Source organism: Kitasatospora sp. NPDC092948 (assembly GCF_044754805.1).
Classification (GTDB): Bacteria; Actinomycetota; Actinomycetes; order Streptomycetales; family Streptomycetaceae; genus Kitasatospora.
Genome location: NZ_JBIVPU010000010.1, coordinates 232,471 through 246,783, shown reverse-complemented (window position 1 = coordinate 246,783; position 14,313 = coordinate 232,471). Strand labels below are relative to the sequence as shown.

Genomic DNA, 14,313 nt, shown 5'->3' with positions numbered 1-14,313 from the left:
CCTCGGCGTTCTGCCGCGGCCACTTCGTGGGCGTCCGCCGCGAAGCCCGCCGTCGCACTGTTCCCGGGAGCTAAGTGTGCCCCCGTTCAGTCGCCCGTCCCGCCGCCTCGGCGTTCTGCCGCGGCCACTTCGTGGGCGTCCGCCGCGAAGCCCGCCGTCGTACCGTTCCCGGGAGTGAGATGAACCCCGCTCAGTCGCCCGTCCCGCCGCCTCGGCGTCCTGCCGCCGCTACTCCGTGGGCGTCCGCCGCGAAGCCTGCCGCCGCGCGGGCCACCAGTCGGCAGCGCCGCATCGTGGAAGGCCTGCCGGACTGGGAGCCGACCCCGCCCGGCGAAGTTGTGGTCCGGCGCCCCCGGACCGAGCCGTGACCCCGCACGGTCCGCTCGGCGGCCCCTACCAGGCCTGGGCGGACTACCTGGAACACTGGTCGACGGCGCGGCCGGTCGACGGCATCGACCTGCCCGCCCTGGCACGCACCGACTTCCCGGCCGACACCTGGCAACGCCTGATGGAGCGGATCCAACGCGCTCTCGACCTGGTCCTGCAGTCCTGGGCGGACGCCATGGTCACGGCCATGAACGCGGCCGACGACGAGTTCGCCGCCGGCCGCGCCCTCGCCCAGGCCCGCACCGGCCTGCACCGGATCCAGGCCCTCGCCGCCCACCCGCGCCTGCCCGCCGACCTGCGCGGCAGGCTCACCGACACGGTGGCCGAGGCGATCCGCGACCTCCAACAGGAACTGGAACGCGGCCTCGCCCGCCGGGCGGCCCGCGGCGACGACCCGCAGCAGATCGAGAACCGCCGCCGCACCCTGCGCGACAACCCACTCACCGCCGTCCTCGCCGCCCCGCCCCCGGCCGACACCGGTGGCTGGGCCTACGACCCGCTGAACGCGCCCCGCCGCCGCGTCCTCCCGGGCTGACCGCTCCGGCTTCCTGCTTCCTGCTTCCTGCTTCCTGCTTTCTGCTGCCCGCTGTGCGTCGCGCCGACCCGACCGTGTCGCCCGCCGCCCGCCGCCCGCTGCCTGCTGAACCGCTGAACTGCTGAACCTAGACCCGAGGACCCGATGTCCAACTACGCCGATACCCGTGACGACCTCGACAACTACCTGACCGCACGCGTGCCGGTGATCGGCTTCCGCACCATCGAGCAGCAGCGCGCCCTGCGCCTGGTCAAGGAAGTGGCGACCCGCTCCCGCCGCAGCAGCCAGCCGTTCTGGATCTACACCCGCGCCACCGGACTGCGCGACCTGCGCTCCAACGCCAGCGTCCAGGAGGACCGCTCGCTCACGGGCGCGATGGAGTTCGCCGCCGCCCAGTTCATCAGCCGCCCGCAGGCCACGCTGATCCTGGTCGACCCCGACGGGCTGGAGGACGACAGCCACTTCACCCGGCACGTCGCCGAACTCGCCCGCCTCGCCGACGCCAACGCCGGCAGCATCGTGCTGATCACCGACAGCCCGATCTGGAGCGGACTCCAACGGCTCGGCATGAGCCTGGCACTCGACCTGCCGGACGCCGACGAGATGTTCGGCACCGTCCGCGCCTTCCTCGACGACCACCAGGGCGTGGTGCCGATCGCCTGGACCGAGGACGACGCCCGCCGCGCCTCGGAGTTCCTGCTCGGCGTGACCGAGGCCGAAGCCGTCAACCTGATGGCCACCCTGGTCGCCAAGGGCGAGGTCACCCGCGACGACGTCCTCGCCCTGGCCCGCGCCAAGGACCGGATCTTCAGCAACCTGGCCGGCCTGGAACGCGTCCAGCTCAAGGAGTCCGACTACTCCGTCGGCGGACTCAGCAGCCTCCGCGACTGGCTGGCCCGCAAGAACAAGCTGATGCACGCCGACCTGCGCAACACCGACCTGCGCCCGCCCCGCGGCGTCCTGCTGGTCGGCGTGCCCGGCTGCGGCAAGTCGCTGTCCGCCAAGGCCATCGCCTCCCAATGGCAACTCCCGCTCTACCGGCTCGACATGGCGAGCATCCACGGCCGGTTCCTCGGTGAGTCCGAGGGCCGGATGCGGGAGGCACTGGAGACCGCCGACCGGGTCGCGCCGTGCATCCTGTGGATCGACGAGATCGAGAAGGGCCTGGCCGGCAGCCACGACATCTCCGGCGTCCAGCAGCGCATCATCGGTCAGTTCTTGTTCTGGCTCCAGGAGTCCGAGTCGCGCGCATTCGTCGTCGCCACCGCGAACGACGTCCGCACCCTGCCGCCCGAACTGCTCCGCAAGGGCCGGTTCGACGAACTGTTCTTCGTCGACCTCCCCGACGCCCAGGACCGCCGGGAGATCATCGAGCTGTACTACCGCAAGTACGTCAAGGCCGCGCCCGACCCGGACCAGGTGGACCGCCTCGTCGACCTCTCCGAGGGCTTCGCCGGCTCCGACATCCAGGCCGCCCTCCACGAGGTCGGCGCCGAGGTCCACCTCAACGGCGGCGCCGACGCCCTGCAGCCGTCCTTCGTCCTCGACACCTTCTCCAACACCAGCCCACTGAGCCGCACCAACCCCGAACAGATCGAAGAGATCCGCGCCTGGGGCCGAGACCGCGCCGTCCCAGCCGGCCGCAGCACCGCCCAGCCCACCACCGGAGCCACCGGCAAGACCCGCCGCGTCGTCTTCATGGGCGACTGACCAAGGCCCGGCGGAAACACGAAACCGCCGGTCAGCTTCGCTGACCGGCGGTTTCACCACTGGTGTCCGAGGGGGGACTTGAACCCCCACGCCCGATAAAGGGCACTAGCACCTCAAGCTAGCGCGTCTGCCATTCCGCCACCCGGACCGGGTGTTGTCTTCGCGGGGTGTTCCCCGCGGCGACATGGACAACAGTAGCAAAGATCGACTGATAGACCCAAAACCGGGGGCTGCGGGGTGGGTCGGGCTTCGAAAGCGGGGGGTGTCGGGGGCTGCGCCCTTGGGGTGGGGCCGGTGCTGGGGGAGGATGGCGGAATGGCGCCCGCGGCTCCCGGCCGGGCCGGGGCCGGCGCGGGCCGCAGCCGCGCCGGGCGGGCCGAGACTAGGTGGGAGCGATGAGTGTGGGCAGCGAGCGCGCGGTGACGGCCGAGTCGGAGGTCGCCGAGATCTGCCGCGACCTGATTCGGATCGACACCAGCAACTACGGCGACGGCTCGGGCCCGGGGGAGCGGAAGGCGGCCGAGTACGTCGCCGAACAGCTCGCCGAGTTCGGGCTGGAGCCGCAGATCTTCGAGTCGGCCAAGGGCCGGGCCTCCACCGTGGTGCGGATCGAGGGCGAGGACCGCTCCCGCCCCGGGCTGCTGATCCACGGCCACACCGACGTGGTGCCGGCGAACGCCGACGACTGGACGGTCCACCCCTTCTCCGGCGAGATCACCGACGGCTGTGTGTGGGGCCGCGGCGCGGTCGACATGAAGGACATGGACGCGATGACCCTCGCGGTGGTCCGCGACCGGCTGCGCACCGGCCGCAAGCCCCCGCGCGACCTGGTGCTGGCGTTCCTCGCCGACGAGGAGGCCGGCGGCACCTACGGCGCCCGGTTCCTGGTGGACCGTCACCCCGAGCTGTTCGAGGGCGTCACCGAGGCGATCGGCGAGGTCGGCGGCTTCTCCTTCACCGTCAACGACCAGGCCCGGCTGTACCTGGTCGAGACGGCGGAGAAGGGCATGCACTGGATGCGCCTGACCGTCGAGGGCCGGGCCGGGCACGGCTCGATGGAGAACGACGACAACGCGATCACCGAACTGTGCGAGGCGGTGGCCCGGCTCGGTCGGCACCAGTTCCCGCTGCGGATCACCAAGACCGTCCGGGCGTTCCTGGACGAGCTCTCGGACGCCCTCGGCGTCCGGCTCGACCCGGAGGACATGGACGAGACCCTTCGGGTGCTCGGCGGCATCGCCAAGATGATCGGCACCACCCTGCGCAACACCGCCCAGCCCACCATGCTCGGGGCCGGCTACAAGGTGAACGTGATCCCCGGCCAGGCCACCGCGCACGTGGACGGCCGCTTCCTGCCCGGCTACGAGGAAGAGTTCCTGGCCGAGCTGGACAGCGTGCTCGGCCCCCGGGTGAAGCGGGAGAGCCTGCACTACGACAAGGCGCTGGAGACCAGCTTCGACGGTGCCCTGGTCGAGGCCATGCAGACCGCGCTGCGCGCCGAGGACCCGATCGCCCGGGCCGTCCCCTACTGCCTGTCCGGCGGCACCGACGCCAAGTCCTTCCAGGACCTGGGCATCCGCTGCTTCGGCTTCGCCCCGCTCCAGCTCCCGCCCGAGCTGGACTTCGCCGGCATGTTCCACGGCGTGGACGAGCGGGTGCCGGTGGACGGCCTGAAGTTCGGCGTCCGGGTGCTGGACCGCTTCATCGACCTGGCCTGAGGGTCGGCCGCGCCTTCGGCCCGAGCGCCCAAGGGCCTGAGGGTCCGAGGGCCTGATGGTCTGAGCGCCCAAGGGCCTGGGGGAAATCTGTACATCTAGGAAATATGAGAAGCAGTCGAGCGTGAGAGATGCCGATCAGCTGTTCGCTTGATCGCTTCAACGGGTGAATGTCGGCCCGGCCCCGCATCCCGGGTGCCGGGCCTTCGTTCATCCGTGTGCAGCCCGGGGGAACGGGCTGGAAACGACCAGGAGGAACAGAACAGATGAAGGCCAAGAAGATCGCTGCCGTTGCCGCCGCCACCGGTGGTCTGCTGCTCGCCGGCGCGGGTGTCGCCTCGGCGCACGGCGCGCACGCCGAAGGCGCTGCGGTCGGCTCCCCGGGTGTGCTGTCCGGCAACCTGATCCAGATCCCGGTGCACGTCCCCGTCAACGTCTGTGGCAACACGATCAGCGTGATCGGCCTGCTGAACCCGGCCTTCGGCAACAGCTGCGCGAACGTCTGACGGATTCCCTGAATCCGGGCCCCCGTACGACCTCCGGGTCGTACGGGGGCTTTTCGCATGCCCGCACGGGCGGCGGAAGGCGGGTGGGGGCTTTCTCGTCCGGGTGAACGTCGTGGTTCCCGGAATATGGCAGACCTCACCCGATCGGATGAACTGACTGCAACTGGCTCAACCTTCACCACCGGGGGTCGTTGAACGTAGTGCTGCCGCAATCGCGGCAAGGAATTCCGACTATCGGATCGATGAGCGGTCCCGGCTCGCGGAATGCGGAAGTCATCGGAAGTCGGTTCATCAGTCCACCGGACAAGGAAACAAGGGGAGTCAATGCGACAGGTCGCCAGGAAAGGCCTCCTCACGGCCATGGCCACCGGCAGCGTGCTGGCCTCGACCGCGGGCTACGCCCACGCCACCGCCGACGCTCACGGCGTGGCCGCGAACTCGCCGGGCGTCGGCTCGGGCAACGCGGTGCAGGTCCCTGTGGAGCTCCCCGTGAATGCGTGCGGCAACACCATCAACGTGATCGGCCTGCTCAACCCGGCGTACGGCAACAACTGCGCGAACCACAGCCCGTCGAGCTCGACCGGCACCACCCCGGGCTCCACCGGCTCGACCACCCCCGGCCACGGCGGTTCGACCATCCCGGGCTCCGGCGCCACGGGTTCGGACAGCGGCGGCACCGGCTCCGGCGGAAGCGGCACGGGCGGAAGCGGCACGGGCGGAAGCGGCACCGGCTCCGGCCCGACGGGGACGTCGGCGGGCGGGACGTCCGGGACGGGCGCCTCGGCCGGCGGCACGGCCAGCCACTCGCCGGGCGTGATCTCGGGGAACCAGGCGCAGGCGCCGGTCGACGTACCGGTCAACGCGTGCGGCAACACGATCGACGTGATCGGCCTCGGCAACCCGGCGTTCGGCAACAACTGCGGCAACGAGGTCACGCCGCCGCAGCCGCCCGTCCCGGTCGGCGAGACCCCGCCGCCGGGGTGCACCCCGCCCGGCGGCGAGTGCACGCCGCCCGAGACCCCGCCGGTCGCGCCGCCGGTCACCCCGCCCGGCACGGAGCGCACCGTCGTCCCGGTCGGCGGGCAGGCGTCCACCCCGACCCAGGTCGCCGACTCCCACTCCGTCGCGGACACCGGCCGGCAGCTGGCCTCCACCGGTGCGGACGGCCTGGAGATCCTCGCCCCCGCCGGCCTGCTGCTGATGCTCGGCGGCGGCGTGCTGTACCGCCGCTCCCGGGCCCTCGCCCGCCGCTGAGGCCGCCGCTGAGGCCGCCGCTGAGGCCGTCGCCCGTGGCTGAGGCCCCGGCAGCACAACTCGGCCGGCCGAGGCCGTAGAAACGCCCGCGCCCGGGCCGCCCCGTCGCATCACGCGAGGGGGCGGCCCGGGCGCGGGCACGCGCGCTACCAGGTGGAGCGGACCTGCCGGATGATGCGCCGCTTCAGTCGGACCGTTCGGCTGCCGTCGGGGTACAGCCGGAGCCGGTCGAGCTCCCACTGTCCGTACTCGGCATGGTCGGTGAGCAACTGGCGCGCGGCGTTGCGGGAGGTACCGCGCGGCAGACGAAGCGACTGGTACTCGTACTCCGGAAGCCGGACCGGTTTGGTAGGGATCAAGACTTCTCCTCCGCTGCTGTGCTGCCTGCAAGCCTACGGCGCGCCGCCGACCGGTGGCCGGTTCGGGTCCGCTCCGTTCCGGGCGGCAGGACGAGCCTTCCCGGGGCCGGAGCTGACCGTCAATCAGTTTTCCCTTCCGGTACGGATACCCGTCGCGGGCCGCGCCGATGCGCGTTCGACCCGGCTGCGGACCAGGCTGCGGATCCGGCTGCGGATCCGGAGGGTTCGGGCGGGTTCGGGCGGGTCGGGCGGCCGGCGCGCCCCGGGGAAGCGCGGTGACAGAAGGGGGCGGAACGGACATCCAGGGTGAACTTGCCCGGTTTTCGGGGCTGGAGGTGACAACCGCTGTGCGTGTCGTCGCCAGGTGGGGATAGCGTCTGCACCATGTCTGATGCCGCGCAGCTGACCATCACCGAGGTACGGGCCGCCGCAGAGGCGGTCAAGGCCGCCATTGACCGCCACCTGCAGGCCGTCTCCAGCTCCACCGAGCCCGGCGATCCGGTCGTCGTCCACGCGTACGAGGAGCTCGCGGCGGCCGCCATTGCCTACGACCAGATCCTGTACGAGGTCTACGACGAGGTCACCCCGTTCGAGATCCCGGGCGACGAGACCGGGAACGGCTACCAGGGGCCCGAACAGCCCGAGGCGATCAGCGTGTTGATCCGCCGTGACTACCTGATCGCCGACCCGAAGCGCCTGCGCGCCCAGGCCGAGCGGGTCGACGGGACGCTCACCCCCGGCGGGGGCGGCGAGTCCGAGGTGACGGCGGCGATCGGCGTGCTGTTCGGCGAGTACGAGCCGGACGAGATCGCCGCCCGGGCCGAGGAGTTCGGCCTGGAGGAGGGCGACTCCACGCTGTGGGTGTCGGCCACCGACCCGGCCGAGCCCGGCGAGTGGCTCCCCGAGCCGTTCGACGGCGCCGACCCGGAGCTGCTGATCTGCCGCTTCGACGTCAGCGAGGTCTACGACGACGAGCTGGACGACTGACCCACCACCCGCCCGTCCGGCGCCACCGAACCACCGGACGCCACCACGGAACCGCCGGACGCCACCACCGGCCGGACGCCAGAAGCGACCGGACGTCGACAACGAGAGGGCCCGGGACGGCACACCTGCCTTCCCGGGCCCTTCGTCGTGCACTCGGTCACTGGTCGCTGAGGACCGACCGCAGGCGGGTGGTGCGGGCTGCCGCGGGGCGCTCGGCGACGGCCTGGGCGAGCGCCGGGCCGGCCGCGTGGACGACCGAGAGGTGCCGCTCGGCCCGGCCGAACGCCGAGTACACCCACTGCCTGGTCAGCCGGCCGGCCGCGTCCTCCGGCAGCACCACGACCACCGCCGGCCAGCGCCGGCCGACCGCCTGATGGGCCGTCATCGCCCAGCCGTGGCGCAGCTTCGCGGCCTGCTGCGGGCTGAGCGTGAGCCGCCCGCCGTCGGCCAGCTCCAGGTGCAGGCCGCTCGCGTCGCCGTCCAGCACCCGGCCGGGCAGGTTGACGCCCAGCGCGGGGGAGTGCACCACCCGGTCGCCCGGGTCGAAGCCGCCGAAGCGGCCCGGGCCGGGGTTCAGCCTGGCCTTCGCGGCGGCGTTCAGCGCCCGGGTGCCCGCCGGGCCGGCGTGACCGGGCGTCAGCAGCACCGTCTGCTCGGCGGGGATCGACAGGGCGCGCGGGATGGAGTCGGTGAGCAACTGCACGGCGCGGTGCACGGCTTCGCCGCCGTCCTTCGCGGTGAGGATCACCACCTCCTTGTCGGGGGCGTCGACCGACTGGAGCTCGCCGATGCCGATGCCCGAGACCAGCTCGCCGATCGGCCCGAAGTCCGGCGTCCGGGACGCCACCGCCGGGCACGCCTTGGCGGCCAGCAGGTCGGCGAAGAACCGGCCCGGACCGGCCGACCACAGGCCGCCCGGGTCTCCGGACAGCACCAGCCGGGTGCCGTCCGCGACCGCCTCCAGCAGGGTGGCGGCGGTCTCCACGTCGAGCAGCGGGGCGTCCAGCACCACCAGCACGTCCAGCGGCAGGGTGCCGTCCACCGCGCGCGGCAGCGCCGGGCCGTACAGCAGCTCGGCGAGGGTGCCGATCCGCCCGGCGGCGGGGGAGCCGTCCGGCAGCAGCGCGGCCAGCGAGTCGCGGCCCTGGCCGGTCCAGGTCGCCGCCCACACCCGCAGGCCGAGCCCGGCGGCGGCGTGCAGCAGCGCGGCCGGTTCGGCGCGGGCCGCCTCGCCGCCGGTGTGCAGCACCAGGCCGGACCCGGCGGCGGTACGCACCAGCTCCTGCGCGGACCGGGACGGGGCGGCCGCGGCCGCCGCCTCCCAGGCCGCGGGGCCGGGCTGGACGGGGGCGGCATCGGCCGACGGCCGGTCGATCGCCGTCCCGTCGGCCGCCGTCCCGTCGGCCTCCGGCCCGTCAGCAGCAGCCTCGTCAACAGCCGTCCCGCCGGCCGTCCCGTCAGCCGTCGCCTCCTCCCCGCCCGGTTCCTCGTCCGACTCCCCGCCCGGCTCCTCGTTCGGTTCCCCTCCCGGCTCCTCGCCCGCAGCGTCGCCGTCCTCGCCCGGCGCGAAGGTGGACAGCAGCCGGACCAGGCCCTCGCCGAGGCTCTCCTCCGCCAGCGCGAGGCGCTCCAGGGCGAGCAGGGTGCGGACGGGCGGCTCCTCGTCCTCGTCGTGGCTGCCGGGCGGCATCGGCAGCTCCTCCTGGAACGGCATCACCCGCCCGTCCTCCAGCACCGCCTGGAGCGCGCCCGCCGGATCGGGGACGTGCTGGGCGCGCAGCGCCTCGGACACCTCGCCGAGCTCCTGCGCGGAGTGCCCGCGCAGCGCGGCCTGCTCCAGCAGCCAGGCCACCAGCGCCTGGGCGCGCCGCGGGTCGCCGGGCTGCGCGGCGGGGCCGAGCAACCCGCGGGCGAAGCCGTCGGCGTGCTCGGGGCGGACGCCGGGCAGCGACAGCACCGCCCACGGGTCCTCGCGCAGCTGCTCGGCCGCGCCCTCGCCGAGCTCGGCGACCGCGACGGGCACGAGCTGCGCGGGCGCGCCGCCGGCCGCCAGCACCTCGGCGACGGCCGCCAACGCGGCCTGCCGCTGGGCGTCGGAGGTCGGGCCGTCGGCGGTCGGCGCGTCGGCCGACGAAGCGTCAGGATCGCTCTGGCCACTCTGGCCGCTCTGGCCGCTCCGGCCGACCGCGCGGATCGCTTCGGCGAGGGCGGCGACGGTACCGGCGTGCTGCTCGGCGGCCGGGGCCGGGCTCTCCTCGGGGGTGGTCATGCGGAAGGCTCCTTCAACGGGCCGGACGGTGCTACAGCTCCGTCCAGCCCTGGTCCGGGTAGCGGTGCACCGGGGCCGACACGTCGTCCAGGGCAGCGCGGATCTCACCCGGAAGCGTAAGGGCCTCCACCGACAGTGAGGACTGCAGCTGGGCGGCGGTGCGGGCGCCCAGCAGGGCGGCCGACACGCCGGGACGGTCGCGCACCCAGGCGAGGGCGACCTTCAACGGGGTGGAGGCCAGGCCGTCGGCGGCGGTGGCGAGCGCGTCCACGATCCGGCGGGACGCCTCGCCCAGGTACGGCTGGACCGCGCTCGCGGGGTGCGGGGCGGCGCCGCGCGACTCCGCCGGCACGCCGTGCCGGTACTTGCCGGTGAGCACGCCCCGGCCGAGCGGCGAGCAGGCCAGCAGACCCACGCCGGCGTCCAACGCGGCGGGCAGCGCCTCGCGTTCGATGCCGCGTTGCAGCAGCGAGTACTCCAACTGGACGGCGGCCAGCGGGGTGCGGCCGGGCGAAGCGCGCTGCCAGGCCGCGGACTTGGCGAGCTGCCAGCCGCTGTACTGGCACACCCCGGCGTACCGGGCGCGGCCGGACGCCACCGCCAGATCGAGGGCGTGCAGGGTCTCCTCGTCGGGCGTGGCCGGGTCGTACGCGTGCACCTGCCACAGGTCGACGTGGTCGGTGCCGAGCCGGCGCAGCGACGCGTCCAGGGCGTTCAACAGATGGCCGCGGGAGGCGTCGTGGCGGCGGGAGCCGGGCAGCGTGCCGGCCTTGGTGGCGATCACCAGCTCGGAGCGCGGGATCAGACCGTCCGTCAGCCGGGACAGCAGGTACTCGGCGCCGCCGTCGGCGTACACGTCCGCGGTGTCCACCAGGGTGCCGCCGGCGTCCACGAAGGCCTTCAACTGCTCGGCAGCCTCGTGCTCGTCGGTGTCCCGGCCCCAGGTGAGGGTGCCCAGGCCGAGTCGGGAGACCCGCAGGCCGGTACGGCCGAGCTGTCGCTGTTCCATCGCGCCCTCCGTCAACCCTGCTGCGCCGTGCGGGACGGCACAGGTCGGGAGCGGTGCCCCCCACGTGCTGCGAGATTAGCGGCGAAACCGGCGGTTGCCCGGGACGACCCGCCCGGCCGGCGGGCTCAGCAGTGCGTCTCGACGAACAGCAGGACGCGGCCGTCGGCGCCGGCGAACTCGTACGGCACGTGGTGCGGGTCCGCGCCCGGGTCGAACCCGGCGCGGGCCTCCAGCCAGGCGGCCGGGCGGGCGTCCCGGGGGAGGACGCGGGGGAGCCACTGCCGGAGCCGGTCGTCGTAGTCGGTGCCCACCGTCATGACGTCGGCGGTGACGGCCAGCCGCTTGGCGCGGCGCGGGTCCAGCGGCCCGCGGACCAGGCGCCAGTGGCAGCCGTCGGCGTCGGTGAAGCCGCCGTCGGTGACGGGCATCGGGCTGTGGTGGACCTCGGGCTCGTCCTCCGGGGGTGCCGGTATGGCCGCCACCAGGTCGGCGAAGGTCGTGGCGGGCGGTCGCTTCTTCGGCATCGGGGCAGCATGTCATGGCGGTGTGGCGGACGACACGGCTACCGGTCAGTAGCATGGCGGTCGAGACGGGGGCTACTCTCACCGCACCACCGGACTGGAAGGCAGTGGGCACATGCGACTCGGGATCAACCTCGGCTACTGGGGACTCGGCCTGGACGCCGACAACATCGCCGTCGCCCAGGAGGCCGACCGGCTCGGCTACTCCGTCTGCTGGGCCGCCGAGGCGTACGGATCGGACGCCGCCACCGTGCTGTCGTACGTCGCGGCGAAGACCGAGCGGATCGACGTCGGCTCCGCGATCTTCCAGATCCCGGCCCGCACCCCCGCGATGACCGCGATGACCGCCGCCACCCTCGACACCCTCTCCGGCGGCCGCTTCCGGCTCGGCCTCGGCGTCTCCGGCCCGCAGGTCTCCGAAGGCTGGTACGGCGTCAAGTTCGACAAGCCACTGGCCCGCACCCGCGAATACGTGGAGATCATCCGCAAGGCGATGTCCCGCGAGCGCCTCGTCCACGACGGCGCCAACTGGACGCTGCCGCTGCCCGGCGGGCCCGGCAAGGCGCTCAAGCTCACCGTCCACCCGGTGCGCGAACACCTGCCGATCTACATCGCCTCGATGGGCCCGAAGAACCTCGAACTCACCGGCGAGATCGCCGACGGCTGGCTCGGCCTGTTCTTCGCCCCCGAACACGCCGCGCTCTCCGTCGACGCCCTCGCCGCCGGCCGCGCCAAGGCCGGCCGCACGCTGGACGGCTTCGACCTCTGCCCCACCGTCAACATCGCGGTCGGCGACGACGTCCACGCCGCCGCCGACACCCTGCGCGACTACACCGCCCTCTACCTCGGCGGCATGGGCAGCAAGGAGAAGAACTTCTACAGCCAGCTCGCCCGCCGGATGGGCTTCGAGCAGGCCGCCGACGAAGTCCAGACCCGCTACCTCGCCCACGACAAGCCCGGCGCCGCCGCCGCCGTCCCGCACGACTTCATCGACGCCACCTCCCTCCTCGGCGACACCGCCCGCATCGCCGACCGCATGCAGGCCTACGCCGCCGCCGGCGTCACCACGCTGACCCTCGCCCCGTCAGGCTGGACCTTGGCCGAGCGGATCACCGCCCTGCGCACCGGAGTCGACGCCCTGGAGCGCGCCGGCCTCGCGTAGCGGGTCGATGCGGTCGTCCTGGGCGCGTGCAGGTGCCGGATGTGTCGAGCCGGGTCCAGGACGCCCGCGAAATGCTGATCCCTTTGCGGCTCGGGCTTCGACGCGTTCGACGATTCGCTCCCGGAGACGCGTGAGGTCCTTCCACTTCATCGCGAGCCGATCGTGGTCCATGCCGTGTTCGGCGACGATGTCTCGAAGTTGGTCAAGATCGAGTTTTTCGAGCTGCGCTTGAAGGCCTTGCTTCCCGGAATCAGAATACGTGGAGAACGGGTCGATGACCCCTCGTGCGCGCCGGCTCGGCCGCGGCTTCCGACTCTCGGTGGATGCTGCGGCCGAGGCCTCCGAAAGCGCCATGTCCAATGCGCGCGAAAACCGTGACGTTCGAGTGGCTTCCAGTGCCACGACCTCGACCACTCGGGAGATCCTTTCGGCGAGGCTCGGATTTGCCATGCTGAGCGCCAGCAAGGCGTTGCCCGCACGCACAATGTCTCCGGCAGGAGATTGTGGTTCGTTTCCGATCGGCATGGGATTTTCGGCGTCAGCCTCATTCGGGAAGCTGCTCTCCGTTTTGACGAGCTCAGAATTCCCGGTCACGCGCACTCCTCAACCAGCTCGATGAACTCCTTGGCCATGGAGCGAAAGATGCTGTACTGGCCCTGATATCCATACTTCTGACGCAGTGTGCCAGTCTTTACATGCTCGGCCGATGCGGCGATTTGGTTGGCTTCCGGAATGTATGACGACAATACGACAGGAAGCTCCGGATCCTCCTCCAGCCTCCGGATCGTGTTCACGTGAACGGTGGACGCCTTCCGGAATTTTGTCACCACGATGCCGATCTCGGAAATGTCGTCACCAACGCTGTCGGCAAATGCCTTTACCCGCTGCTGAATCTGCGGGATTCCATAAGTGGAAAGCATATCCGGGATCGTCGGAATGATGTATCCGTCGGAGATTCGGAGGCCGTTCAGTGTGACAATTCCGAGATTCGGCGGACAGTCGACGAGGACATAGTCGTAGTTCTTCATGATTGGCTTCACGGCCCTGCGGAGCAGATCGGTCGGGTTGTTCGAGAAGAAGGGCCCGCGCGACATCGACCCCAGCTTTTCCTGGATTTCGATGAGGTCGAGGGAGGACGGGAGCAGGTCCACCCGCCCGACCTCGCTCACGGGTGAGACCCAGCACTGAAGTGTCCTCTTGAGGTCAAAAATCTCAGGTTCGTTCTCCGGGCGCAGCGCATCCCTGAACAGGGTGGCAAGCGTGTGGCCCTTGTCGTTCAGGGACTTCCATTTCGCCTCACCGATCAGCGCCGTGGTGAGATTGGTCTGCGGGTCGAGATCGATAACCAGGACGCGCTTTTTGAACTCGGTGGAGAGGAACTCGGCCAATGCGACCGTCGTCGTGGTCTTGCCAACTCCGCCCTTCAAATTGATGGTTGAGATGACGTGAGGCATGGGTTTCTTCCTCTGCTTAGGGCGGTGGTGGATCAGGGCGGCTCGAAAAAGCGGACCGCTCCATGGATCCTCAAGGGGGCAGGGGGGTGTCTGTCACGGTTGTGTCGGTTTGCGATCGCGGCGTTAATGACCCCGCCCGCCTGGCCGTCTTGCGCATCCCGGGCAGCGCCGGCGCCTGACTCGGCTCCCCGGCAGGACCCCTCCTCCGGAATGATATCCACACCTGTGCGTCGCGTGAGTGCCGTTCGCGTACTTGGTTGAAACCTGACTGCTATATCGAACACGCGACCATATGGAAGTGTTATGTTCGAGCAAGCGAAAGGGGGAACTTCAACTTTTATAAATCGGATAATCGTCTTTAAGGGTGAAGGGTGAAGGTCTCCCCGTACAACGATGGATCATGCGGGGTGGGACCCAGTCGTCCCAAGAGTTCGCCGGGGACTGT

The 14,313-nt window shown here is 71.6% G+C and carries 13 protein-coding genes and 1 tRNA gene; 7 read left to right on the top strand and 7 right to left on the bottom strand.

Annotation, left to right across the window (positions count from 1 at the left end):
- Positions 1-364 precede the first annotated feature (364 nt).
- Positions 365-922: a hypothetical protein gene (locus tag ACIQF6_RS26715; RefSeq protein WP_400899312.1), complete on the top strand. Its 558-nt coding sequence runs from the start codon at positions 365-367 to the stop codon at positions 920-922.
- Between the two features lie 144 nt (positions 923-1,066).
- Entirely contained in the window at positions 1,067-2,632 is a 1,566-nt protein-coding gene (locus tag ACIQF6_RS26710; protein ID WP_400899310.1) for an ATP-binding protein, read from the top strand.
- A gap of 60 nt (positions 2,633-2,692) precedes the next feature.
- On the opposite strand, the gene ACIQF6_RS26705 is transcribed toward ACIQF6_RS26710, so the two are convergent.
- A tRNA-Leu gene (locus tag ACIQF6_RS26705) sits at positions 2,693-2,780 on the bottom strand.
- 247 nt (positions 2,781-3,027) lie between these two features.
- Between ACIQF6_RS26705 and ACIQF6_RS26700 the strand changes: the two genes are divergently transcribed.
- The 3 genes from ACIQF6_RS26700 to ACIQF6_RS26690 all read left to right on the top strand — a co-directional run bounded on the left by ACIQF6_RS26700 (position 3,028) and on the right by ACIQF6_RS26690 (position 6,107).
- On the top strand, positions 3,028-4,350 hold the full coding sequence (locus ACIQF6_RS26700) for a M20/M25/M40 family metallo-hydrolase (RefSeq protein WP_400899308.1): 1,323 nt from the start codon (positions 3,028-3,030) through the stop codon (positions 4,348-4,350).
- A 263-nt stretch (positions 4,351-4,613) separates the two neighbouring features.
- Entirely contained in the window at positions 4,614-4,853 is a 240-nt protein-coding gene (locus tag ACIQF6_RS26695; protein ID WP_400899306.1) for a chaplin, read from the top strand.
- Positions 4,854-5,213: 360 nt separating this feature from the next.
- Positions 5,214-6,107: a chaplin gene (locus tag ACIQF6_RS26690; protein WP_400899304.1), complete on the top strand. Its 894-nt coding sequence runs from the start codon at positions 5,214-5,216 to the stop codon at positions 6,105-6,107.
- Positions 6,108-6,253: 146 nt separating this feature from the next.
- On the opposite strand, the gene ACIQF6_RS26685 is transcribed toward ACIQF6_RS26690, so the two are convergent.
- Positions 6,254-6,463: a DUF5703 family protein gene (locus tag ACIQF6_RS26685; protein ID WP_043912690.1), complete on the bottom strand. Its 210-nt coding sequence runs from the start codon at positions 6,461-6,463 to the stop codon at positions 6,254-6,256.
- A gap of 387 nt (positions 6,464-6,850) precedes the next feature.
- Here ACIQF6_RS26685 and ACIQF6_RS26680 point away from each other — a divergent pair, with 387 nt between their 5' ends.
- Complete coding sequence (locus ACIQF6_RS26680) at positions 6,851-7,453, top strand: hypothetical protein (RefSeq protein ID WP_400899302.1); 603 nt, start codon at positions 6,851-6,853, stop codon at positions 7,451-7,453.
- Positions 7,454-7,610: 157 nt separating this feature from the next.
- Here ACIQF6_RS26680 and ACIQF6_RS26675 read toward each other — a convergent pair whose 3' ends face one another.
- The 3 genes from ACIQF6_RS26675 to ACIQF6_RS26665 all read right to left on the bottom strand — a co-directional run bounded on the left by ACIQF6_RS26675 (position 7,611) and on the right by ACIQF6_RS26665 (position 11,255).
- Positions 7,611-9,722: a helix-hairpin-helix domain-containing protein gene (locus tag ACIQF6_RS26675; RefSeq protein ID WP_400899300.1), complete on the bottom strand. Its 2,112-nt coding sequence runs from the start codon at positions 9,720-9,722 to the stop codon at positions 7,611-7,613.
- 31 nt (positions 9,723-9,753) lie between these two features.
- Positions 9,754-10,731: an aldo/keto reductase gene (locus ACIQF6_RS26670; protein ID WP_400899298.1), complete on the bottom strand. Its 978-nt coding sequence runs from the start codon at positions 10,729-10,731 to the stop codon at positions 9,754-9,756.
- Between the two features lie 125 nt (positions 10,732-10,856).
- Positions 10,857-11,255: a hypothetical protein gene (locus ACIQF6_RS26665; protein ID WP_400899296.1), complete on the bottom strand. Its 399-nt coding sequence runs from the start codon at positions 11,253-11,255 to the stop codon at positions 10,857-10,859.
- 112 nt (positions 11,256-11,367) lie between these two features.
- On the opposite strand from ACIQF6_RS26665, the gene ACIQF6_RS26660 reads away from it, so the two are divergent.
- Positions 11,368-12,414 (top strand): LLM class F420-dependent oxidoreductase, encoded by a 1,047-nt coding sequence (locus ACIQF6_RS26660; RefSeq protein ID WP_400899294.1) that lies wholly within the window; start codon positions 11,368-11,370, stop codon positions 12,412-12,414.
- Here the strand turns inward: ACIQF6_RS26660 and ACIQF6_RS26655 are convergent.
- Both ACIQF6_RS26655 and ACIQF6_RS26650 read right to left on the bottom strand, forming a co-directional pair.
- A complete protein-coding gene (locus tag ACIQF6_RS26655) occupies positions 12,337-13,008 on the bottom strand; it encodes a hypothetical protein (RefSeq protein WP_400899292.1) in 672 nt (223 codons plus the stop codon). The genes ACIQF6_RS26660 and ACIQF6_RS26655 overlap by 78 nt on opposite strands.
- Positions 13,005-13,868 (bottom strand): ParA family protein, encoded by an 864-nt coding sequence (locus tag ACIQF6_RS26650; protein WP_400899290.1) that lies wholly within the window; start codon positions 13,866-13,868, stop codon positions 13,005-13,007. Before ACIQF6_RS26650 ends, ACIQF6_RS26655 begins: the two co-directional genes overlap by 4 nt.
- Positions 13,869-14,313 lie beyond the last annotated feature (445 nt).

Excerpts from the sequence above, each read along its gene's own strand:
- ACIQF6_RS26710 (WP_400899310.1), top strand. The coding sequence starts at position 1,067 with ATGTCCAACTACGCCGATACCCGTGACGACCTCGACAACTACCTGACC.
- ACIQF6_RS26700 (WP_400899308.1), top strand. The coding sequence starts at position 3,028 with ATGAGTGTGGGCAGCGAGCGCGCGGTGACGGCCGAGTCGGAGGTCGCC.
- ACIQF6_RS26695 (WP_400899306.1), top strand. The coding sequence starts at position 4,614 with ATGAAGGCCAAGAAGATCGCTGCCGTTGCCGCCGCCACCGGTGGTCTG.
- ACIQF6_RS26690 (WP_400899304.1), top strand. The coding sequence starts at position 5,214 with ATGGCCACCGGCAGCGTGCTGGCCTCGACCGCGGGCTACGCCCACGCC.
- ACIQF6_RS26680 (WP_400899302.1), top strand. The coding sequence starts at position 6,851 with ATGTCTGATGCCGCGCAGCTGACCATCACCGAGGTACGGGCCGCCGCA.
- ACIQF6_RS26675 (WP_400899300.1), bottom strand. The coding sequence starts at position 9,722 with ATGACCACCCCCGAGGAGAGCCCGGCCCCGGCCGCCGAGCAGCACGCC.
- ACIQF6_RS26670 (WP_400899298.1), bottom strand. The coding sequence starts at position 10,731 with ATGGAACAGCGACAGCTCGGCCGTACCGGCCTGCGGGTCTCCCGACTC.
- ACIQF6_RS26665 (WP_400899296.1), bottom strand. The coding sequence starts at position 11,255 with ATGCCGAAGAAGCGACCGCCCGCCACGACCTTCGCCGACCTGGTGGCG.
- ACIQF6_RS26660 (WP_400899294.1), top strand. The coding sequence starts at position 11,368 with ATGCGACTCGGGATCAACCTCGGCTACTGGGGACTCGGCCTGGACGCC.
- ACIQF6_RS26650 (WP_400899290.1), bottom strand. The coding sequence starts at position 13,868 with ATGCCTCACGTCATCTCAACCATCAATTTGAAGGGCGGAGTTGGCAAG.